General features: G+C 59.9%; 15 protein-coding genes and 1 tRNA gene. 13 read left to right on the plus strand and 3 right to left on the minus strand.

The window, feature by feature from the left end; genetic code table 11:
• The 5 genes from truB to ACA064_RS04415 all read left to right on the plus strand — a co-directional run bounded on the left by truB (position 1) and on the right by ACA064_RS04415 (position 4,371).
• Entirely contained in the window at positions 1–918 is a 918-nt protein-coding gene (gene truB, locus ACA064_RS04395; protein WP_150641024.1) for a tRNA pseudouridine(55) synthase TruB, read from the plus strand.
• A gap of 117 nt (positions 919–1,035) precedes the next feature.
• Positions 1,036–1,305, plus strand: a complete 270-nt coding sequence (gene rpsO / locus ACA064_RS04400; RefSeq protein ID WP_003197723.1) for a 30S ribosomal protein S15 — start codon at positions 1,036–1,038, stop codon at positions 1,303–1,305.
• Between the two features lie 194 nt (positions 1,306–1,499).
• The gene (gene pnp, locus ACA064_RS04405) at positions 1,500–3,605 is read left to right on the plus strand and encodes a polyribonucleotide nucleotidyltransferase (protein ID WP_497672280.1); all 2,106 of its coding nucleotides are present in this window, start codon (positions 1,500–1,502) and stop codon (positions 3,603–3,605) included.
• Between the two features lie 250 nt (positions 3,606–3,855).
• A tRNA-Thr gene (locus tag ACA064_RS04410) sits at positions 3,856–3,931 on the plus strand.
• Between the two features lie 134 nt (positions 3,932–4,065).
• Entirely contained in the window at positions 4,066–4,371 is a 306-nt protein-coding gene (locus tag ACA064_RS04415; RefSeq protein ID WP_497672281.1) for a DUF6388 family protein, read from the plus strand.
• A gap of 81 nt (positions 4,372–4,452) precedes the next feature.
• On the opposite strand, the gene nadC is transcribed toward ACA064_RS04415, so the two are convergent.
• Complete coding sequence (gene nadC, locus ACA064_RS04420) at positions 4,453–5,301, minus strand: carboxylating nicotinate-nucleotide diphosphorylase (protein WP_497672282.1); 849 nt, start codon at positions 5,299–5,301, stop codon at positions 4,453–4,455.
• Between the two features lie 263 nt (positions 5,302–5,564).
• On the opposite strand from nadC, the gene ACA064_RS04425 reads away from it, so the two are divergent.
• The 4 genes from ACA064_RS04425 to ACA064_RS04440 all read left to right on the plus strand — a co-directional run bounded on the left by ACA064_RS04425 (position 5,565) and on the right by ACA064_RS04440 (position 11,586).
• Positions 5,565–7,784 carry a DUF1631 domain-containing protein gene (locus ACA064_RS04425; protein WP_497672283.1) on the plus strand — a complete coding sequence of 740 codons (2,220 nt, stop codon included), beginning with the start codon at positions 5,565–5,567 and terminating at the stop codon, positions 7,782–7,784.
• Between the two features lie 62 nt (positions 7,785–7,846).
• Positions 7,847–8,404, plus strand: a complete 558-nt coding sequence (ampD, locus tag ACA064_RS04430) for a 1,6-anhydro-N-acetylmuramyl-L-alanine amidase AmpD (protein ID WP_497672284.1) — start codon at positions 7,847–7,849, stop codon at positions 8,402–8,404.
• The gene (gene ampE / locus ACA064_RS04435; RefSeq protein ID WP_497672285.1) at positions 8,404–9,240 is read left to right on the plus strand and encodes a regulatory signaling modulator protein AmpE; all 837 of its coding nucleotides are present in this window, start codon (positions 8,404–8,406) and stop codon (positions 9,238–9,240) included. The genes ampD and ampE overlap by 1 nt, the downstream gene beginning before the upstream one ends.
• Before the next feature lie 1,641 nt (positions 9,241–10,881).
• Entirely contained in the window at positions 10,882–11,586 is a 705-nt protein-coding gene (locus ACA064_RS04440; RefSeq protein WP_497674169.1) for a methyl-accepting chemotaxis protein, read from the plus strand.
• 2 nt (positions 11,587–11,588) lie between these two features.
• On the opposite strand, the gene ACA064_RS04445 is transcribed toward ACA064_RS04440, so the two are convergent.
• Together ACA064_RS04445 and cra are read right to left on the minus strand one after the other, a co-directional pair.
• Positions 11,589–12,380, minus strand: coding sequence for a TatD family hydrolase (locus tag ACA064_RS04445; protein ID WP_497672286.1), 792 nt, complete (start codon positions 12,378–12,380; stop codon positions 11,589–11,591).
• Between the two features lie 2 nt (positions 12,381–12,382).
• Positions 12,383–13,378, minus strand: a complete 996-nt coding sequence (gene cra / locus ACA064_RS04450; protein ID WP_497672287.1) for a catabolite repressor/activator — start codon at positions 13,376–13,378, stop codon at positions 12,383–12,385.
• A gap of 294 nt (positions 13,379–13,672) precedes the next feature.
• On the opposite strand from cra, the gene ptsP reads away from it, so the two are divergent.
• The 4 genes from ptsP to ACA064_RS04470 all read left to right on the plus strand — a co-directional run bounded on the left by ptsP (position 13,673) and on the right by ACA064_RS04470 (position 20,939).
• Positions 13,673–16,534 (plus strand): phosphoenolpyruvate--protein phosphotransferase, encoded by a 2,862-nt coding sequence (gene ptsP / locus ACA064_RS04455; protein WP_497672288.1) that lies wholly within the window; start codon positions 13,673–13,675, stop codon positions 16,532–16,534.
• Positions 16,534–17,475 carry a 1-phosphofructokinase gene (gene pfkB / locus ACA064_RS04460; RefSeq protein WP_497672289.1) on the plus strand — a complete coding sequence of 314 codons (942 nt, stop codon included), beginning with the start codon at positions 16,534–16,536 and terminating at the stop codon, positions 17,473–17,475. Before ptsP ends, pfkB begins: the two co-directional genes overlap by 1 nt.
• Positions 17,476–17,486: 11 nt before the next feature.
• Positions 17,487–19,226, plus strand: coding sequence for a PTS fructose-like transporter subunit IIB (locus tag ACA064_RS04465; RefSeq protein ID WP_497672290.1), 1,740 nt, complete (start codon positions 17,487–17,489; stop codon positions 19,224–19,226).
• A gap of 171 nt (positions 19,227–19,397) precedes the next feature.
• Positions 19,398–20,939 carry an alkaline phosphatase D family protein gene (locus ACA064_RS04470; RefSeq protein WP_497672291.1) on the plus strand — a complete coding sequence of 514 codons (1,542 nt, stop codon included), beginning with the start codon at positions 19,398–19,400 and terminating at the stop codon, positions 20,937–20,939.
• Positions 20,940–21,031 lie beyond the last annotated feature (92 nt).

Genomic DNA, 21,031 nt, shown 5'->3' on the forward strand with positions numbered 1-21,031 from the left:
GTGGCTCAGGTCAAACGTATCCGTCGTAACGTCAGTGGCATCATCCTGCTCGACAAACCGTTGGGATTCACCTCCAACGCGGCATTGCAGAAGGTCCGCTGGCTGCTCAATGCCGAGAAGGCCGGGCATACCGGCAGCCTTGATCCGCTTGCCACTGGCGTGTTGCCGTTGTGCTTTGGTGAAGCTACCAAGTTCTCGCAATACCTGCTCGATTCGGACAAGGCCTATGAAACCTTGGCGCAATTGGGTAAAACCACCACCACGGCGGACGCCGAAGGTGAGGTTTTGCAAACGCGGGAGGTGACCGTCGGTCGCGCCGATATCGAAGCTGTTTTGCCGAATTTTCGCGGTCAAATCAGTCAGATACCGCCGATGTACTCGGCCCTCAAGCGTGATGGCCAGCCGCTGTACAAGCTGGCCCGTGCAGGTGAAGTGGTGGAGCGCGAACCGCGTTCTGTTACTATTGCGCGCTTGGAATTGCTAGCGTTCGAGGGTGATACTGCCCGGCTGGCAGTGGATTGCAGCAAAGGCACCTATATCCGCACTCTGGTGGAGGATATCGGTGAGCAACTCGGCTGTGGCGCTTACGTTGCTGAACTGCGACGTACCCAGGCCGGGCCTTTCACGCTGGCCCAGACGGTCACGCTGGAAGAGTTGGAAGCAGTACATGCCGAAGGCGGCAATGAAGCGGTCGATCGCTTCCTGATGCCATCGGACAGCGGCCTGCTGGATTGGCCGCTGTTGCAGTTCTCGGAGCACAGCTCGTTCTACTGGCTTAACGGCCAGCCGGTACGAGCCCCGGATGCACCGAAGTTCGGCATGGTACGGGTACAGGATCATAACGGTCGTTTCATCGGTATCGGTGAAGTGAGCGAAGACGGGCGCATCGCGCCGCGTCGACTGATTCGGTCAGAATGACCGAACGAGGGTGGCTGTTAACAGGCACGGTCACTACTCATTTTTAGATACAGGGATTTGTCCCTGGCCTGTTGAAGCTGTTTTTCTGAAACAGTTTCCTGATAAAAGGATTGCCTCATGGCTCTCGACGTTCAAGAAAAAGCTCAAATCGTAGCTGACTACCAGCAAGCTGTTGGTGACACTGGTTCGCCAGAAGTGCAAGTTGCACTGCTGACCCACAACATCAACAAACTGCAAGGTCACTTCAAGGCCAACGGTAAAGATCACCACTCGCGTCGTGGTCTGATCCGCATGGTAAACCAGCGTCGTAAGCTGCTGGACTACCTGAAAGGCAAGGACGTGAGCCGTTACAGCGCTCTGATCGCTCGCCTGGGTCTGCGTCGCTAATAAGCGATTGCGCTAGAGGTTGGTTGTTTGCTGTGCGTCAGCGGGTTTCCCGTCGGCGCATGGCAGGCTCCCAGCCTCAAGTTTTATCTGGATAGTCGTTTTACCCTGGACAGGCGTTGGGCCGATTCCCGGCATTGCCCAAGAATTTCGCAAGAAGACAAGTTCCCCAAGAGCCACAAAGAAGGTAGGACACCGTGAACCCGGTAATCAAAAAATTCCAGTTCGGTCAGTCGACCGTTACCCTCGAGACCGGCCGTATCGCCCGTCAAGCCTCCGGCGCAGTATTGGTCACCGTTGACGACGACGTCAGCGTGTTGGTGACTGTAGTCGGTGCCAAACAAGCAGATCCAGGCAAGGGCTTCTTCCCTCTGTCTGTTCACTACCAGGAAAAGACTTACGCTGCCGGTAAGATCCCTGGCGGTTTCTTCAAGCGCGAAGGCCGTCCTTCCGAGAAAGAAACTCTGACTTCGCGACTGATCGACCGTCCGATCCGTCCGCTGTTCCCGGAAGGCTTCATGAACGAAGTGCAGGTTGTCTGCACCGTTCTGTCCACCAGCAAAAAGACTGATCCAGATGTTGCTGCAATGATCGGTACTTCCGCTGCGCTGGCAATCTCCGGCATTCCTTTCGATGGCCCGATCGGCGCTGCCCGCGTTGCGTTCCACGAAAGCACCGGCTACCTGCTGAACCCGACTTACGAGCAACTCAAGGCTTCGAGCCTGGACATGGTTGTAGCCGGTACTTCGGAAGCGGTATTGATGGTTGAATCGGAAGCCAAAGAGCTGACCGAAGACCAGATGCTGGGCGCTGTACTGTTTGCCCACGACGAGTTCCAGGTGGTTATCCAGGCTGTCAAAGAACTGGCCGCCGAAGCTGCCAAACCGACCTGGACCTGGGCTCCACAGCCCGAAGCCACCGCACTGCTGGGCACTATCCGCTCCGAGTTCGGCGAAGCGATCTCCCAGGCTTACACCATCACCGTCAAGCACGAGCGTTATGCACGCCTGGGCGAGCTGCGCGAGCAGATCGTTGCCAAGCTGTCGGGCGAAGAAGGCCAGCCGACTTCCGCTGAAGTCAAAGCCGCTTTCGGCGAAATCGAATACCGCACCGTTCGCGAAAACATCGTTAACGGCAAGCCACGTATCGACGGCCGTGACACCAAGACCGTTCGTCCGCTGAATATCGAAGTCGGCGTTCTGCCGAAGACCCACGGTTCGGCTCTGTTCACCCGTGGTGAAACCCAGGCTCTGGTAGTCGCGACTCTGGGTACTGCCCGTGACGCACAGCTGCTGGACACCCTGGAAGGCGAGAAAAAAGACCCGTTCATGCTGCACTACAACTTCCCTCCGTTCTCGGTAGGCGAGTGTGGTCGCATGGGTGGTGCCGGTCGTCGCGAAATCGGTCACGGCCGTCTGGCCCGTCGTTCGGTTCAGGCCATGCTGCCTGCTGCCGACGTGTTCCCATACACCATCCGTGTTGTGTCGGAAATCACCGAGTCCAACGGTTCCAGCTCCATGGCTTCGGTCTGCGGTGCTTCCCTGGCTCTGATGGACGCCGGTGTGCCAATGAAGGCTCCGGTTGCCGGTATTGCCATGGGTCTGGTTAAGGAAGGCGAGAAGTTCGCCATCCTGACCGACATCCTGGGTGACGAAGACCACCTCGGCGACATGGACTTCAAAGTAGCCGGTACCGCCAAAGGTGTTACCGCGCTGCAGATGGACATCAAGATCAAAGGCATCACCGAAGAAATCATGGAAATCGCTCTGGGCCAAGCCCTGGAAGCGCGCCTGAACATCCTCGGCCAGATGAACCAGATCCTTGCTCAGTCCCGCACCGAGTTGTCGGAAAATGCTCCGACCATGATCGCGATGAAAATCGACACCGACAAAATCCGTGATGTCATCGGTAAAGGCGGCGCGACCATTCGTGCGATCTGTGAAGAGACCAAGGCTTCGATCGACATCGAAGACGACGGTTCGATCAAGATCTTCGGCGAAACCAAGGAAGCGGCTGAAGCAGCTCGTCAGCGCGTTCTGGGCATCACCGCTGAAGCCGAAATCGGCAAGATCTACGTGGGTAAGGTTGAGCGCATCGTCGACTTCGGCGCATTCGTCAACATCCTGCCAGGCAAAGACGGTCTGGTTCACATCTCGATGCTGAGCGACGCTCGCGTAGAGAAAGTGACCGACATCTTGAAAGAAGGTCAGGAAGTGGAAGTGCTGGTACTGGACGTGGACAACCGCGGCCGTATCAAGCTGTCCATCAAGGACGTAGCAGCAGCCAAGGCTTCGGGCGTTTAATTACCCCCACGCTCAGCTGTTGATCAAGCAAACGCCCCGACTGGTTCGGGGCGTTTTGCTGTGTGCAGGAAAGTCAAAAGATCGCAGCCTGCGGCAGCTCCTACGGGGGAATACGCATCGCCCGGTTATTGTAGGAGCTGCCGCAGGCTGCGATCTTGGCGGTGGTCCAGACTCTTATTATTGCCCGAAGGAAATTGAGACGCTTGCTCCGGTTGCTTGACCCCATAGTCAGTGCTAGGTTTAGCCCAGCGCCCGTGTAGCTCAGTCGGTAGAGCAGCGCACTCGTAACGCGAAGGTCGCAGGTTCGATTCCTGTCTCGGGCACCAGCGACACTTTGTTTTCAGATGATCCCGAATGGTTCTGAAGGCCAGATAAACCGGGCTTTAAACGGTTTTTTTGCGTCAGAGAGATCCTTGATGATCCAGATCCATCTTCCATTCCCCAGATCAGCGAGAACGACATGACCGTTAAAGAATTGACCCAAGAAGCCAGACACGAAGAAGCCCTCAAAAAGTACGTGCTTGATGCGCCCCAGTTGCTGGAAGAGATCAAGGACTTGAGTCCCGACGATCAGAAAGACCAGATCCAGTGGGCGTTCGAGGACGAGGCAGAAGCTCAGGGCTTGCAGCCGTGGGAACTGACGCTCAAGTACACCTCGAGCCCCGAAGAGTTCGAGGCCGCGCGCCTGGTTCTGCACAAGGAAGCGGCAGAGGTATTGGGCGTCGAGTGGGAAGAGTACTGCGAGATGAACAATCTGGTGGTGTAGCAGCTACAAGTTTCAAGCTTCAAGCGACAAGCCAGGCGCGGAACAGCTTGAAGCTTGAAGCTTGAGGCTTGCAACTGCTCCTCAGATACTGAGGCGCATCGACAGGTCCACTGCCTTCACGTCCTTGGTCATTGCCCCGATAGAGATGTAATCCACGCCGGTTTCGGCAATCGGCCGCAAGGTGCTTTCGTTGATCCCGCCGCTTGCCTCCAGCTTGGACTTGCCAGCGTTGAGACGCACCGCTTCACGCATGTCGTCGAGGCTCAGTTCGTCGAGCATGATGATGTCGGCACCGGCAGCGAGCGCCTCCTTCAATTCCTCAAGACTCTCCACTTCGACTTCCACCGGCTTGCCCGGGGCGATCTTGTGGGCGGCACTGATCGCCTGCGCAACGCCCCCGCAGGCGGCGATATGGTTTTCCTTGATCAGGAAGGCGTCGTACAGGCCGATGCGATGGTTGTGGCAGCCACCGCAGGTGACGGCGTACTTCTGTGCCAGACGCAGCCCAGGCAGCGTTTTGCGCGTATCCAGCAGTTTGACCTGGGTTTCGGCGACGAAGTCGGCGTAATACTGCGCCCGGGTGGCAACCCCGGACAGCAACTGCAGGAAGTTCAGCGCGCAGCGTTCACCGCTGAGCAGCGAACGAGCGGGGCCCTCGAGATGAAACAGCACCTGATTGGGGCTTACTCGCTCACCGTCAGCTACTTGCCAATGCACCGCAACCCGCGGGTCCAGCTGCCGAAACACCGAATCGACCCAGGCGGTGCCGCTGATGACGGCTGCATCGCGGGTGATGATGGTGGCTTTGGCCAGGCGTTCGGCCGGGATCAGTTGCGCAGTGATGTCGCCGCTACCGATGTCTTCAAGCAACGCACGGCGCACGTTGGCTTCGATTTCGGCGGTCAGGTCGGCGAGACGTAGATTCGGCATAACGGGCTCCACAAACAAAGTGGCTCGATTATAGGGCCATGCCGCGAGCTAACCCAAGGCGCCAAACACTTTCACTTCGCTCTGAAGTCTGCATTTGGTCGCATCATCCGAGCCGTTTGGCCCCGACGAGTGTCTGAGCTCAAAGCCTGTTTCAAAATGAAATGCAGGGTCTGCTGGTACAGGCGGTATCTTTTGCAAGATAATCCGCCTTGTTATTGACGTCATGGCTTTGACGTATCGAATCACCGTTACAGGAGGCTTGGATGCACAATGACGGGAATGTAGTGCCTTTGCGCAGGGCTGGTACTGATCAGGCGAGCCCTTCGCCGCTCGCTCTCCTGCCTGTCATTCTGCTTCAGGTTCGCGACAAGGCCGCACAGCAGCTCAGGCATGGTTTGCAGGCGTTGTTCGATAACGCCGACGACACCTTGTTCGAAATGGCTGACACAACCCGGAACACTGTTGATCAGAACACCTTCTTCAAAGCCATGCGCGACTTGCGGCTCAAGCGCAAAAGCATGGAGCGTGGTTTTCTCGAGCAATTCTTCGAGGCCTTTGCCGGCCTCACTCAATATGACCAGACGCAAGCGCCGTTGCCCCAGGCCCTGACCTACGACCCATTAGTGCACAATCCCGATGATGAACTTGAAAGAACCGTGGCGCTGGACGCCATGGTTACCAAGGTGCTCAGTCGCGACGGTTTTACCCTTGGCCAATTGACTGCACGCTTGAGCGCTTTGCTTGGCAAGCCTCTCGAGAATCTGCACAACCCGATGGGCCCGGCCATGCTCTGTGAGTATTTCTTGCAGGCCGGGCGCAATCTGGGGATGGAGATCAAGGTCAAGCTGATTATCCTCAAACTGTTCGACAAGTATGTGCTCAGTGAGGCTGATCACCTCTATACCGAAGCCAATCAACTGTTGATCACCACCGGTGTATTGCCCCAGCTCAAACCCGCCCCGGCCTGCCGGGCTTCGGACCGAACAGCCGTTGGTCCTGGCGCCGGGCAGACCGAACCCGGCACGCCCAGGTCCAGCGGTGCACAGATCGACAAGAGCGTGCAGGATGTCTTCGCGGCGTTGCAGGAGCTGCTTTTTCACGTCAGGGGCAGCGTAGCTCCGACCTTGGAAGCCTGTGCGCAGGCGCAGCCTATTTCGACCCGGGATCTGCTGCGGATGCTCTCGCATCTGCAACAGTACGTTCCTGGACCCGGTGCCCAGGATGATTTCGATCTACGCAATCAGCTCGAACAACTGCTGACCCGGGGCAGCGTCAAAAGCGGCAAGTCCCGGGTTGTCGGCGTGGCTGACGAAGACGTGATCAACCTGATGGCAATGCTCTTCGAATTCATCCTCGATGATCGAAATCTGCCCGATTCGCTCAAGGCGCTCATCGGTCGCTTGCAGATCCCGATGCTGAAAGTCGCGGTACTGGACAAGAGCTTTTTCAGCCGCGCCAGTCATCCGGCCCGGCGCCTGCTCAATGAAATCGCCGCTGCCGCCCTGGGCTGGGGCGAGTGCGATGATCACCAGCGCGACAGCCTGTATCTGCGAATCGAACAGGTGGTACAGCGGCTGTTGAATGATTTTGCCGATGATCCGGCGATCTTCTCTGAACTGCTGGTCGACTTTCTCGCTTTCACTGGCAATGAGCGCCGTCGCAGCGAGCTACTGGAGCAGCGCACGTGTGACGCCGAAGAAGGCCGGGCGAAGACGCAACAAGCTCGTCAGTGCGTCGAGCAAGCCCTGAATCAGCGGTTATTGGGCAAAGTTTTGCCGCAAGTGGTCATTGATTTTTTGCAGGAGGCCTGGAGCAAGGTGTTGTTGCTGGCCTGCCTCAAGCACGGCGAACAGTCGGCCGAGTGGCAGGCCGGTTTGCGGACCATGGATGAGTTGATCTGGAGCGTTCAGCGCCATGAGAACGCAGAGGCGGGTCTGCAGCTGCTCAATCTGGTGCCAGGCCTGCTCAAGGCGCTCCGTGATGGCTTGAGCAGCGCGGCGTTCGATCCTTTTGCCACCGGCGAGTTTTTCAGTCAGTTGGAAAAGTTGCATGTGCAGGTGTTCGAGCCGCTTGAGCAGGGCCCGGCCAGTGCACACGACGAAAGTTTTCCGGCGATGATCAAGGTGCGCCAGGAGATTGTCCTGAAGACTGCCGACGAGGGGCCGATCGAAGTGGCTGCGGTACGCCTGGCCGAGGATGACGCCGGCCTGCTTCAGGTCGGCCAGTTGCGTCCGGGGTCTTGGGTCGAGTTCCAGGAAGACCATGAAAACACCCTGCGGTGCAAGCTGGCGGCGATTATCCAGTCAACGGGCAACTATGTTTTTGTCAACCGGACGGGCATGAAAGTGCTTGAGCGAACCCGTATCGCGCTGGCTCTGGAGTTCCGCCGAGGTGCTGTGCGAAAACTCGATGATACCTTGCTGTTCGACCGGGCACTGGAGTCGGTACTCGGCGACCTGCGCCGACTCAATCGTGGCAAGTGATCGCAACCTGGGTGCCGATCACGGCATACTGGGCTATCGAAGTCGTCGTTGAAGGAACCTGTATGCAGTTGGACCCCGCTAGCGGTTGGTTTCAGGGTGTGCGTCATTGCCCGTCGCCAAACTTCAATGGGCGCCCCACGGATGAGATCTCTCTGCTGGTGATCCATAACATCAGTCTGCCGCCGGCCCGGTTCGCGACAGGCAAAGTGCAGGAGTTTTTCCAGAATCGCCTGGATGTCACTGAGCATCCCTATTTTGCAGGGATAGCCGACCTTAGGGTGTCCGCTCATTTCTTGATCGAACGTGACGGCACGATCACTCAGTTTGTCTCCTGTCTTGAGCGTGCCTGGCACGCGGGCGTCTCACGCTTCGATGAACGGGAAGGCTGTAATGACTTTTCCTTGGGCATCGAACTGGAAGGCACGGACGAACTGCCGTTCACCGATGCTCAATATCAGTCGCTGATTGCCTTGACCCGGCAATTACGGAAAGCCTTCACGGCGATCACGCTGCAGCGCATTTGCGGCCATAGTGATATTGCCCCGGGGCGCAAGACCGATCCGGGGCCGGCGTTCGACTGGACACGCTATCGCGCAGGCTTGGGTAAAGGGGAAGAATAATGAGTTTTCTGGTGTTGCTGCTGACGGTCTGGGTCGAGAAATTCTCGGCCTTGCGTCATCGGGTCCAGCGCGACGGCGGATGGCTGCGCGAATTGGCCAAGCTGGAGGTCAGTCCTCGACTGGCGAATCGGCCCTGGCTGGTGTTGACGCTGCTGGTGTTATTGCCGGTCGCAGTGCTGGGGTTGCTACTGGTGGTGCTGGACCCAGTTTTCTATGGCTTGTTGGCTTTGCCAATCCATTTGCTGGTGGTGATTTACAGTCTTGGGCGCGGGGATCTGTTGGGCGGGCTGGGGCCGTTTCGTGATGCCTGGCGTCGTGAAGACCTGCAAGCCGCCGCTCATGTCGCCAAGCGCGACCTGGATATCTGCGCCGACAGCGGCGAGCAGTTGCTGGGGCGGGTTCAAGGGTACTTGCTGTGGGAGGCCTATCAGGGCTTTTTTGCGGTGATTTTCTGGTACTTCCTTCTGGGTCCGGTCGCGGCGTTGAGCTATCGCTTGCTGGCGTTAGCCGCCGAGCACGGGAAAAATCCGCAGCTGGTCGAAACCGCCGCGCAAATGCGCCATGCCTTCGATTGGTTGCCGGTGCGGTTGCTGGCGGCAAGTTTCGCGCTGGTCGGCAACTTTGTTGCGGTCGGCCGAGTGATGTTGCATGAGTTGCTCAACTGGAATATCAGCGCCACGCAGCTGGTGGAAAAAGTCGGCCTGGTGGCCGGCGAAATCCCGGCCCCAATAGTCGGTGCTGACGGCATCAGCAGTCTGGACGGGTTGTGGGAACTGCTGCTCCGGGCCGCTGTGCTCTGGTATGCCGGTTTTGCATTGTGGACAGTGTTGTTCTGACGACACTGTGGTGAACATTGTGGCGAAGGTGGCTTGTTGTGGCGAGGGGGCTTGCCCCCGCTGGAGCGCGAAGCGGTCCTAAAACCAGTCACCGCATTTTTTCCGGTTGACCGCGTGCACCGGGTTTACGACTGCTACGCAGCCGAACGGGGGCAAGGGACCTCACCACCCTCGAAGGGACCGTTTCTCACCTGGTTAACCTTAAGTTACAAAACTCTCTGCCGATTTAAGTTATACAAGCACCTGCGCTAAATAGTGGCTTTTGGCTGCCTTTGTGCGACTGCCCATAACAATAATAGGTAAGGGAGACTTCTTGTGAAGAGCTTGCTCTATCCCGCCGTCGCGCTGATGAACCGCTTGAGCTTCGGCATGAAGTTCAGCCTGATCAGTGTCCTGTTTTTCCTGCCGATGCTGGTGACCAACTTCTATCTGGTCCGTGACTCCTATCGCGAATTCCAGGGCACCCAGGTTGAATTGCAAAGCCTTGATCTGCTGGGTAGCAGCCTGACGCTGCGACGTGATCTGGAAACCTTGAATAACCTGGTGCAGATCAACGTCACCCTCGGTCAGTCCGGCAAGGCCGGGGATGTCGAGTCGAAGATCGCTGCGCTTGAACAGAGTGTCCTGAAGCGTATGCAGGGGTTGGCGGCCGTGACCATCGACCCCGAACAGATCAGCGTCTTCGATGGCAAACGCGATGAAATGATTGCGGCGTTCAAGGCGCAGCAAGCCGAGACCTCGTTGCAAAGCAAAAGCGCGTTGATCGGCAAGTTGCTTGGCAGCGCACAGATTTTCAGCCAGATCATCGCCAGCCAATCGGGCTTGAGCCGCGACAACCAAAGCGACATGCGCCAGTTGAGTGAGCTGATCACCAGTGTCACGCCGCAAGTCACGCAAATCCTCGGTGAAGGCCGGGCCATTGGCAGTTATTCCCTGGGCCAGGGCTTTCTCAACTCGTCCTCGAGCACTCGCTTCGATGAACTGTTACAGCAAATTGAAAAGCTTCAGGCCGAGTATGGCTTGAAATTGCAGGATGCACTGGGCTCGAGCAAAGCCGCCCATGCAGCCCTGGAGCCAATGGCCAACGTCAGCAGAAGCACCCTCAAACAGGGCAGCGAGCTGTTCGAAGAGCAGGTAGTGATGGTCGATACGCTGGATGCTCCCTGGCAAGGCTTTTACGATCAGGTCAGCGGGCTGATGGCACAGACTTATCAACTGAATGAAGCCACGTTGAAGTTCCTGGGCGTGGAGCTGCAGCAACGTCTGGAGCAGAACCGCACGCATATGGTGTTGCTGGTGGTGGCCCTGGCGGCAGTGTTCCTGTTGATCGTTTACCTCTACGGCGGTTTCTATTATTCGACCCGCACCACACTCAAACGTCTGGGGGAGGTAATGGACAAGGTCGCGGCGGGAGACATGACCGTCTCCTTCACAGCCCAAAGTCGCGATGAGCTGGGTGAGTTGGGCAATGTGTTCAATGGCACCGTGGCGAAGATCCATGACCTGATCGAACTGGTGGGCAAGACCGTCAGTGAAGTCGAACGTCAGGCCGGCCAGGTGGAATCGGTATCGGCCCAGAGCAATCAGGCAGTGGCCGGTCAGCGCAGCCAGATCGAGCAGGTGGCGACGGCGATGAATCAGATGTCGGCGACCTCCCAGGAAGTCGCCCGCAACGCAGCAGCGGCGGTCAGCAGTGCCCACAGTGTCAACGACGAAACCATCAACGGGCGTGGCCTGGTGGAGTCGCAACAGGGCAGCATTGCCCAGTTGGCCAGCGAGATCGACCAGTCAGTGTTGGTGATCAACCAATTGGCCAGCGATAGCCAGTCCATCAGTCGTGTGCTGGAAGTGATCAAAAGTATCGCCGAGCAGACCAACCTGTTGGCGCTCAACGCCGCCATCGAGGCGGCGCGTGCCGGTGAGCAGGGTCGCGGTTTCGCGGTGGTGGCCGACGAGGTCCGGACCTTGGCCAAGCGCACTCAGCAATCGACTGAAGAAATCGAGCAGATGATTGCCAAGCTGCACAGCGGGGTGGGCGCGGCGGTGAAAGCCATGGGCATCAGCCATCAGATGGCCAACGGCACGGTCAGTCAGTCGGAAAAGGTTCAACAAGCGCTGGAAAACATCCTCGGCGCAGTCGGGATGATCGTCGATCAGAACCAGCAGATCGCTGCGGCGGTCGAGCAGCAAACCGCAGTGGCCCACGATATCGATCAAAACATCGTCGAGATCAACCGCGCCGGTGAGCGCACCGCCGAAGGCGCGCACCAGACCGAAAACGCCAGTCGTCAGTTGTCGGCGCAGGTGGTGCAGTTGAAGCAGTTGATCAGCGCGTTCCGGGTTTGAGCTTAGCCCTGACCCAGGGGCCAGTTGAACACGGCACAGGCGTTGGCAGTGCTGGCCGCCGCCAGTTGCTGTGGGCTGACGGCCATGATCTCGGCCAGCGCCATACAAATCGCCGGCAGGTGCTGCGGGCTGTTGCGTTGGCCGGGGTACATGGCGGGTGCCATATCCGGCGAGTCGGTCTCCAGCACCACGGCATCCAGCGGTAAGTCTTTGAGGACTCTGTGCATGCGCAGCGCCTGCGGCCAGGTCGCGGCGCCGCCCAGTCCGAGTTTGAAACCGAGCTTGAGGTATTCGCGGGCCTCCTCCTGGCTGCCGGCGAAGGCGTGGATGATGCCCGCGCGCTTCAAGCGAAAACGCTTGAGGGTGGCGATGGTCGCCGCGTGGCTACGACGGACATGCAACAGCGCCGGCAACTGAAAGTCGGCCGCCAGTTGTAACTGTGCTTCGAACAGCGCTTGTTGCCGTGCACGGTCGAGGTGTTCGAGAAAATAGTCGAGACCGATCTCACCCACCGCGCACACTTGGCGGTGGCTGGCCAGGCGCGTGAGCCAGTCGCCGAGTTCAGTCAGGTGGGCGGGGCAATGCTCATCGACGTATACCGGGTGCAAGCCGAATGCGGCATACAGGTCCGGATCGCTCTGCACCAGATCCCAGACGCGCTGCCAGTTTCGCTGATAAACCCCCAACACCACTATTCGCCGCACCCCGAGGGCGCGGCAGTCCGCCAGTAGCGCCTGGCGATCGTCGTCGAAATCCGGAAAGTCCAGATGGGTGTGGCTGTCGATCAGCTCCACGTTCACGCCTCGTGAATGCGCTGCTTGAAGGTCCGGGCGATGGCCTGTACGCCGGGTTGGTAATGCTGCTCTTCAATCGCTGCCAGGGCCAGCTGCAAGGCTTTGTCGGCGATCAGCTGGTGTTGCTGGGCCATGGCGTTCACCGGCAGCGGCAAGAAGTCCAGCAACTGGGTGTCGCCGAAGGTACCGAGGCGCAGCGGTCGGGATTTGAGCGGGAAATCATGCAGTGCATCGAACACACCCTGAAGCAGCACGTAGGAAGTAGTGACCAGCGCATCTGGCAAGTGGCCGAGGCGTTGTAGCAACTCTTCCATCAATTGCCGTCCGCAGTCGCGGCTGAACGCTTCGCCGTGTTCGATCAGGATCTCGCCATCGAACCCGGACAATGCCTGCTTGAAGCCAGCGGCTCGTTCCTGGCTGATGCTCAGCTCGGGTCGCGCGCCGATCAGGACAATCTGCCGTGGCAGGGGCTGCAACAGGCTGCGGGTGAGCTGCAGGCTGGCCTCTTGATCATCGCTGATCACCGAGCAGAAATGCTCGGGCTCCATGATCCGGTCGATGGCGATGATCGGCAGGCCCTTGGCCTGCAACTGGCGATAGCTGTCATCGTCTGGCGGCAGGCAGCTGGCGACGAACAGCGCGTCGCAGCGCCGGGCGCGAAACAGTTGCAGCAATTGGCGCTCGCTTTCCGGTGCATCGTCGGAGCTGGCGATCAGCAATTGATAGCCGCGGGCGCGGGCACCTTGTTCGAGCAGCTTGGCAATCCGCGCGTAACTGGGGTTTTCCAGGTCCGGCAGAATGAAACCCAAGGTGCGCGTATGCCGGCTGCGCAGCCCGGCCGCTTGCGGGTTAGGTGTGAAGCCATGGAGTTCGACCACCGCCTGCACGCGCTCGACGGTGCTGCGACTGATTCGCTGTTGTTCGGCCTTGCCGTTGATGACGTAGCTGGCGGTGGTCACAGACACACCGGCCAGTTGGGCGATATCACTGAGTTTCAACCCGGGATTCCTTGTTGTTTTGGAGCTTGCCCCGCCATTTTGTCCGATCGTAACCGATCTGGGCAGGGGACCATCGTCATTACTGCAACCGACGGGTAGGGCTTCAAGGATGAGCGATAATCGAGTAACGTGGCAAATAATATAGATTAAACGTTTCAGCAGGCGTATTTTCAGGGGTGCAAACGAATTGGGCTGCTCTGCCAGGAAGCCGCCCGAGGCTGTTCTGACAATAACCATAAGCTGATTCATTCAAAACAATACCTAGCGCCTACCTTGCGCTAAATAGGAGAAAGCATGCTCGAGCTCACCATAGAGCAGATATCCATGGGCCAGTCGGCTGTGGATAAGTCCGCGGCACTCCATCTGCTTGCCGAGAAATTGGTCGCTGATGGCCTGGTCGAAGAGGGTTACCTCAGCGGCTTGCAGGCGCGAGAAACCCAGGGCTCGACCTTTCTCGGTCAAGGTATTGCGATCCCCCATGGCACTCCCGAGACCCGCGACAAGGTGTTCACCACCGGCGTGCGTCTGATGCAGTTCCCTGATGGGGTGGACTGGGGCGATGGCCAGATCGTCTATCTGGCGATCGGCATTGCCGCCAAATCCGATGAACACCTGCATCTGCTGCAATTGCTCACCCGTGCCCTCGGTGAAACCGATCTGGGCCAGGCTCTGCGCCGTGCCAGTTCCGCCGAGGCCTTGCTGAAGCTGCTGCAAGGTGCGCCGCAAGAGCTGGCGCTGGATGCGCAGATGATCGGCTTGGGCGTGTCCGCCGATGATTTCGAAGAGCTGGTCTGGCGCGGCGCGCGTTTGCTGCGCCAGGCCGACTGCGTCGGCAATGGGTTTTCTGCGGTGTTGCAGCAGGTTGACGCGCTGCCACTGGGCGATGGCCTGTGGTGGTTGCACAGCGAACAGACAGTCAAGCGTCCGGGCCTGGCCTTCGTCACGCCGGACAAGCCGATCCGCTACCTCGGCCAACCGCTGAGCGGCCTGTTTTGCCTGGCCAGCCTGGGGGAAGCCCATCAAGCCTTGCTCGAACGCCTGTGTGCCTTGCTGATTGAAGGCCGCGGCCATGAACTGGGGCGTGCCACCAGCAGTCGTGCGGTGTTGGAAGTGCTCGGCGGCGAAGTGCCGGCCGACTGGCCAAGCGCCCGGATTGCCTTGGCCAATGCCCATGGTTTGCATGCGCGCCCGGCGAAGATTCTCGCGCAACTGGCGAAAAGTTTTGAAGGCGAGATTCGCGTGCGGATCGTCGATGGCCAGGACAGTGCGGTGTCGGTGAAGAGCCTGAGCAAGTTGCTCAGCCTCGGCGCCCATCGTGGCCAGGTCCTTGAGTTCATCGCTGAGCCGAGCATTGCCGCCGATGCCTTGCCAGCCTTGCTGGCGGCCATCGAAGAGGGGCTTGGCGAAGAAGTCGAGCCGTTGCCGGCGGTCAGTGCACCCCGTGAAATTATTGCGGAAGTCACTCAGGTGCTGCTGGCTCCGGCCTCGGGCAGCCAGGTTCAGGCCATCGCCGCCGCGCCGGGGATCGCCATCGGCCCGGCGCACATTCAAGTGCTGCAACCGATCGACTACCCGTTACGCGGCGAATCCGCCGCCATCGAGCGCGAGCGTCTGCAGCAAGCTTTGACGGAAGTTCGCAGCGACATCGAAGGGCTGATTCAGCGCAGCAAGGCCAAGGCTATCCGGGAGATTTTCATCACCCACCAGGAAATGCTCGACGATCCGGAGCTGGCCGACGAAGTCGACACCCGCCTGAAACAGGGCGAAAGCGCCGAGGCGGCGTGGATGGCGGTGATCGAGGCGGCGGCCAGCCAACAGGAATCGCTGCAGGATGCCTTGCTGGCCGAGCGTGCTGCGGATTTGCGGGATGTCGGACGCCGGGTGCTGGCGCAGTTGTGTGGCGTCGAAACCCCGGCCGAACCTGAGCAAGCCTACATTCTAGTGATGGATGAGGTCGGCCCATCGGACGTGGCACGTCTCGATCCCACGCGGGTCGCCGGCATTCTGACCGCCCGCGGTGGCGCCACTGCCCACAGCGCGATTGTCGCCCGGGCTCTGGGCATTCCTGCGCTGGTCGGTGCTGGCGCCGCGGTATTGCTGCTGGCACCGGGCACGCCGTTGTTGCTCGACGGTCAGCGCGGGCGGCTGCATGTGGACGCCGATGCCGCGACCTTGCAGCGCGCCATTGAAGAGCGCGACACCCGCGAGCAACGCCTGCAGGCCGCTGCCGCCCGGCGTCACGAACCGGCGCTGACCACCGATGGCCACGCCGTTGAAGTGTTCGCCAACATCGGTGAAAGCTCCGGTGTCACCAGCGCAGTCGAGCATGGCGCCGAAGGCATAGGCCTGCTGCGCACCGAACTGATTTTCATGGCCCATCCGCAAGCGCCGGATGAAGCGACCCAGGAAACCGAATACCGCCGGGTACTCGATGGCCTGGCCGGGCGACCTCTGGTGGTCCGCACCCTGGATGTCGGCGGTGACAAACCGTTGCCTTACTGGCCGATCGCCAAGGAAGAAAACCCTTTCCTCGGAGTTCGCGGTATTCGGCTGACCCTGCAACGTCCGCAGGTCATGGAAGCCCAGTTGCGTGCCTTGCTGCGAGCCGCTGATAACCGGCCGCTGCGGATCATGTTCCCAATGGTCGGCAGTGTCGATGAATGGCGCCAGGCCCGGGACATGACCGAACGCCTGCGTCTCGAAATCCCGGTCGCCGACCTGCAACTGGGGATCATGATCGAAGTGCCATCGGCGGCGCTGCTTGCCCCGGTACTGGCCAAGGAAGTCGACTTCTTCAGCGTCGGCACCAACGACCTGACCCAATACACCCTGGCCATCGACCGCGGGCATCCGACCCTGTCGGCCCAGGCCGATGGCTTGCACCCGGCGGTCTTGATGTTGATCGACATCACCGTGCGCGCGGCCCATGCCCATGGCAAATGGGTCGGCGTCTGCGGTGAACTGGCGGCGGACCCGCTGGCCGTACCGGTGCTGGTCGGACTGGGAGTGGATGAGTTGAGTGTGTCGGCGCGCAGTATTCCCGAGGTCAAGGCGCGGGTTCGCGAACTCAGCCTGAGCCAGGCCAAAATTCTCGCTCAGCAGGCCTTGGCCGTGGGCAGCGCCAATGAAGTACGCGCACTTGTGGAGGCCTTGTAATGGCTAAAATTCTGACCCTGACCCTGAACCCGGCGCTGGACCTCACCGTCCAGATGACGAAGCTGGAACCCGGTCAGGTCAACCGCAGCGACGCCATGCACACCCACGCCGCCGGCAAGGGCGTGAACGTGGCGCAGGTGCTGGCGGATCTCGGGCATCAATTGACCGTCAGCGGTTTCCTCGGTGAGGACAATCGACAGGCCTTCGAAGCGCTGTTTACTCGGCGCGGATTTGCCGACGAATTCATTCGAGTGCCCGGAGAAACCCGCAGCAATATCAAACTGGCTGAGGGCGATGGGCGTATCACCGATCTGAACGGGCCGGGGCCGCTGGTCAGTGAAGCTGCTCAACAAGCGCTGCTCGATCGTCTCGATCGGATTGCCGCCGGGCATGCCGCAGTGGTGGTCGCCGGTAGTTTGCCGCAGGGGGTCAGCCCACAGTGGTTTCAGGCACTGTTGATTCGCCTGAAGAACCTTGGTTTGAAAGTCGCCCTGGATACCAGCGGCGAAGCATTGCGTGCAGGGCTCGCGGCAGGTCCATGGCTGATCAAGCCCAACACCGAAGAGCTGGCCGAGGCGCTGGACTACCCGGTGCTGTCGGTGGCGGCACAAGCCGAAGCGGCGAGCCGGTTACAGGCTCAAGGCATCGAGCATGTGGTGATTTCCCACGGTGCCGACGGGGTGAACTGGTTCGGCGTCGGTACTGCCTTGCAGGCATTGCCGCCCAGCGTCAGCGTCGCCAGTACCGTCGGTGCCGGCGACTCGTTGCTGGCAGGGATGCTCCACGGTTTGCTCAGCGCGCACACCCCTGAACAGACTTTGCGCACGGCCACCGCGATTGCCGCCATGGCCGTGACCCAGATCGGTTTCGGAATCAGCGATGCCGCGCACCTGGCGCAACTCGAAAAGGGCGTGCGTGTTCACCCCCTGACAGAACAATAAGAGGGTTTGTAATGAAATTAGCCATTGTTACTGCCTGTCCGAACGGCATGGTCACCAGTGTGCTTTGCGCGCGATTGCTTGATGCAGCAGCGCAACGCCAGGGCTGGAGCACCGGTGTCGAAGTACATGACGCCGCGCACCCTGAACGGCAGTTGTCCGCCGCGACTATCGAGGCCGCCGAGTGGCTGCTGGTGGTCAGCAGCACGCCGCTGGATATGTCGCGCTTTGTTGGCAAAAGGGTATTCCAGAGCACTCCGGCTCAGGCGCTGCAGGATGTCGAAGCAGTGCTGCGCCGTGGTGCCGAGGAGGCGCAGATCTATGTCGCGCCCCAAGTGGTTACCGAGCCTGTCGCCGTCAGCAAAAGCGCGCCGCGGCTGGTGGCCGTGACCGCGTGCCCGACCGGTGTCGCTCATACCTTTATGGCCGCCGAGGCCTTGCAGCAAGCGGCCAAGCGCCTGGGTTATGAGCTGCAAGTGGAAACCCAGGGCTCGGTCGGTGCACGGACTCCCTTGAGCGCGGCGGCAATTGCCGATGCCGATGTGGTGTTGCTGGCGGCGGATATCGAAGTCGCCACCGAACGTTTTGCCGGCAAGAAGATTTACCGCTGTGGCACTGGCATCGCCTTGAAACAGGCCGAAGCCACGCTGAACAAGGCGCTGGCCGAGGGTAAACAGGAAAGCGCTGCGACCGGTGCCCATGGCCCGGCCAAGGTAGAGAAGACCGGGGTCTACAAACACCTGCTGACCGGTGTGTCGTTCATGTTGCCGATGGTGGTGGCCGGCGGTTTGCTGATCGCCCTGTCGTTCGTTTTCGGTATCACCGCGTTCAAGGAGCCTGGCACGCTGGCGGCTGCGCTGATGCAGATCGGTGGCGAGACCGCGTTCAAACTGATGGTGCCGTTGCTCGCCGGTTACATCGCCTACTCGATCGCCGACCGTCCGGGTCTGGCGCCAGGGATGATTGGTGGCTTGCTGGCCAGCACTCTGGGTGCGGGATTTATCGGCGGGATCATTGCCGGCTTTATCGCCGGTTACGCGGTCCAGGCGATCAATCGCTGGGTGCGTTTGCCGCAAAGTCTCGAAGCCTTGAAGCCGATCCTGATCATCCCGTTGCTGGGGAGTCTGTTCACCGGCCTGGTGATGATTTATGTGGTGGGCAAACCGGTCGCCGGGATGCTCGAAGCCCTGACTCACTTCCTCGACAGCATGGGCACCACCAACGCGATCCTGCTCGGGGTGTTGCTCGGCGGCATGATGTGCGTCGACCTCGGTGGACCGATCAACAAAGCCGCCTATGCCTTCTCGGTCGGCCTGCTGGCCTCGCAAAGTTATGCGCCGATGGCCGCGACCATGGCTGCCGGTATGGTGCCGCCGATTGGCATGGGTATCGCCACCTTCATCGCCCGCCGCAAGTTCGCCCAGGCCGAGCGTGAAGCCGGCAAGGCGGCGTTTGTGCTCGGACTGTGCTTTATCTCCGAAGGGGCGATTCCGTTTGCCGCCAAGGACCCCTTGCGGGTGATCCCGGCGAGTATCGCCGGCGGTGCGTTGACGGGTGCATTGTCTATGTACTTCGGTTGCAAGCTGATGGCACCTCACGGTGGGCTGTTTGTGATGCTGATCCCGAACGCCATCAACCATGCATTGTTGTATCTGTTGGCGATTGTTGCCGGGAGTTTGCTGACAGCGGTGACGTATGCGCTGATCAAGCGGACTGAAGAGGTCGAGTTGATCCTGGAGCCGGTCAAGGCCTAAAGCAAAGATCGCAGCCTGCGGCAGCTCCTACAGGATTTGTGCACACCTGCAATATTGTGGGTGTGCGCGATCGGCGTAGGAGCTGCCGCAGGCTGCGATCTTTTTGCTGTCACACCCCATTCATCGCTCCATGCCTAAGCTTTCCTTTTGGATGGTCGAGGGACAAACACCATGAGCGAATTCGATCTCGGCCGCCGTCGCCTGGTGCAAGCCGTAGGTGCCGGGCTGTTGTTACCCGGCCTGGCACCGGCGGTGATTGCTTCGGTCAAGGATCGTCCGCAACTCACTGATGGTGTGCAGTCCGGTGACTTGCTGGGCGACCGGGCGATGATCTGGAGCCGCAGCGACCGCCCGGCGCGGATGGTGGTGGAGTGGGACACTCGCAGCCTGTTCAGTAACCCTCGACGTTTCGTCTCACCACTGGCCGATGCCCGCAGTGACTTCACCGCGCGTGTCGAACTCACTGACTTGCCCGCCGATCAAGCGATTTTCTATCGGGTATTTTTCGAAGATGCCCAGAGCGGCGTGGCCAGCGAACCCTGGTTCGGCCACCTGCGCAGTGTGCCGCAGCAGCGGCGCGATATTCGCTTCGTCTGGAGTGGCGATACGGCCGGCCAGGGTTTCGGCATCAACCCCGACATCGGCGGCATGCGCATTTATGATGCGATGCGCTTGCGCCTGCCGGACTTCTTTATCCACTGCGGCGACAGCATCTACGCCGACGGACCGGTGCTGGCGCAAATCAGCACCGAGGGCGGCCGGATCTGGCGCAATCTCACCACCGAGGCAAAAAGCAAAGTCGCCGAGACCCTCGATGAATATCGCGGCAACTACCGCTACAACCTGATGGATGAGAACATCCGGCGCTTCAACGCCGAAGTGCCGCAGATCTGGCAGTGGGACGATCACGAAGTGGTCAATAACTGGTCGCCCGGCAAACAGCTGGATGGGCGCTACCACAGCAAAGATATCCACAGCCTGGTAGGGCGCGCTCGCCAGGCCTGGCTCGAATATGCACCGATGCGTTTGCAGAGCGCCGATCAGGGTGGGCGGATCTACCGCAAGTTGAGTTACGGACCGCTGCTGGAGGTGTTCGTGCTGGACATGCGCAGCTATCGCGGTGGCAACGACGACAACCTCGGTGACGCGAAACCCTTCCTCGGCCGCGAGCAACTGGATTGGCTCAAGCGCGAGTTGAAGGGCTCCAGCGCCCAGTGGAAAGTCATTGCCGCCGACATGCCGATCGGCCTCGGAGTCCCGGACGGTGAAGTGAGCCCCGGCGTAACGCGCTGGGAGGCGGTGGCCAACGGCGACCCGGGCCCGGCTCAGGGGCGAGAACTGGAAATTGCCGAGCTGCTGGGATTCCTGCGGGCGCAGCAGGTGCGCAATTACCTGTGGCTGACGGCCGATGTGCACTACTGCGCAGCGCACCATTACCATCCGGACCGGGCGGCATTTCAGGACTTTGAACCCTTCTGGGAATTTGTCGCAGGCCCCTTGAACGCCGGCAGTTTCGGGCCCGATACCCTGGACAAAACCTTCGGCCCCGAAGTGGTGTTCGAAAAAGCCCCACCGGCGCAAAACACCTCGCCGTTTGCCGGGTTTCAGTTCTTTGGAGAAGTGAACATCGACGGACAGACCGCCGAACTGAGCGTCATCCTGCGGGACCTGGATGGGGTGGCGGTGTTTGAGCAGAAGCTGCAGCCGGCTTGATGCAATTTGTCCTTCGGACATTCGCGAGCTCGCTCCTACAGGGGGCTTGCCCGCATAAGCTGTATTCCATACGTAGCCGTTATTAAGCGGGC

Source organism: Pseudomonas sp. LBUM1658 (assembly GCF_059716055.1).

Bases quoted from the DNA above. Each gene is read 5' to 3' on its own strand.
- rpsO (WP_003197723.1), top strand. From the start codon at position 1,036: ATGGCTCTCGACGTTCAAGAAAAAGCTCAAATCGTAGCTGACTACCAG.
- ACA064_RS04415 (WP_497672281.1), top strand. From the start codon at position 4,066: ATGACCGTTAAAGAATTGACCCAAGAAGCCAGACACGAAGAAGCCCTC.
- nadC (WP_497672282.1), bottom strand. From the start codon at position 5,301: ATGCCGAATCTACGTCTCGCCGACCTGACCGCCGAAATCGAAGCCAAC.
- ACA064_RS04425 (WP_497672283.1), top strand. From the start codon at position 5,565: ATGCACAATGACGGGAATGTAGTGCCTTTGCGCAGGGCTGGTACTGAT.
- ampD (WP_497672284.1), top strand. From the start codon at position 7,847: ATGCAGTTGGACCCCGCTAGCGGTTGGTTTCAGGGTGTGCGTCATTGC.
- ampE (WP_497672285.1), top strand. From the start codon at position 8,404: ATGAGTTTTCTGGTGTTGCTGCTGACGGTCTGGGTCGAGAAATTCTCG.
- ACA064_RS04440 (WP_497674169.1), top strand. From the start codon at position 10,882: ATGTCGGCGACCTCCCAGGAAGTCGCCCGCAACGCAGCAGCGGCGGTC.
- ptsP (WP_497672288.1), top strand. From the start codon at position 13,673: ATGCTCGAGCTCACCATAGAGCAGATATCCATGGGCCAGTCGGCTGTG.
- pfkB (WP_497672289.1), top strand. From the start codon at position 16,534: ATGGCTAAAATTCTGACCCTGACCCTGAACCCGGCGCTGGACCTCACC.
- ACA064_RS04465 (WP_497672290.1), top strand. From the start codon at position 17,487: ATGAAATTAGCCATTGTTACTGCCTGTCCGAACGGCATGGTCACCAGT.
- ACA064_RS04470 (WP_497672291.1), top strand. From the start codon at position 19,398: ATGAGCGAATTCGATCTCGGCCGCCGTCGCCTGGTGCAAGCCGTAGGT.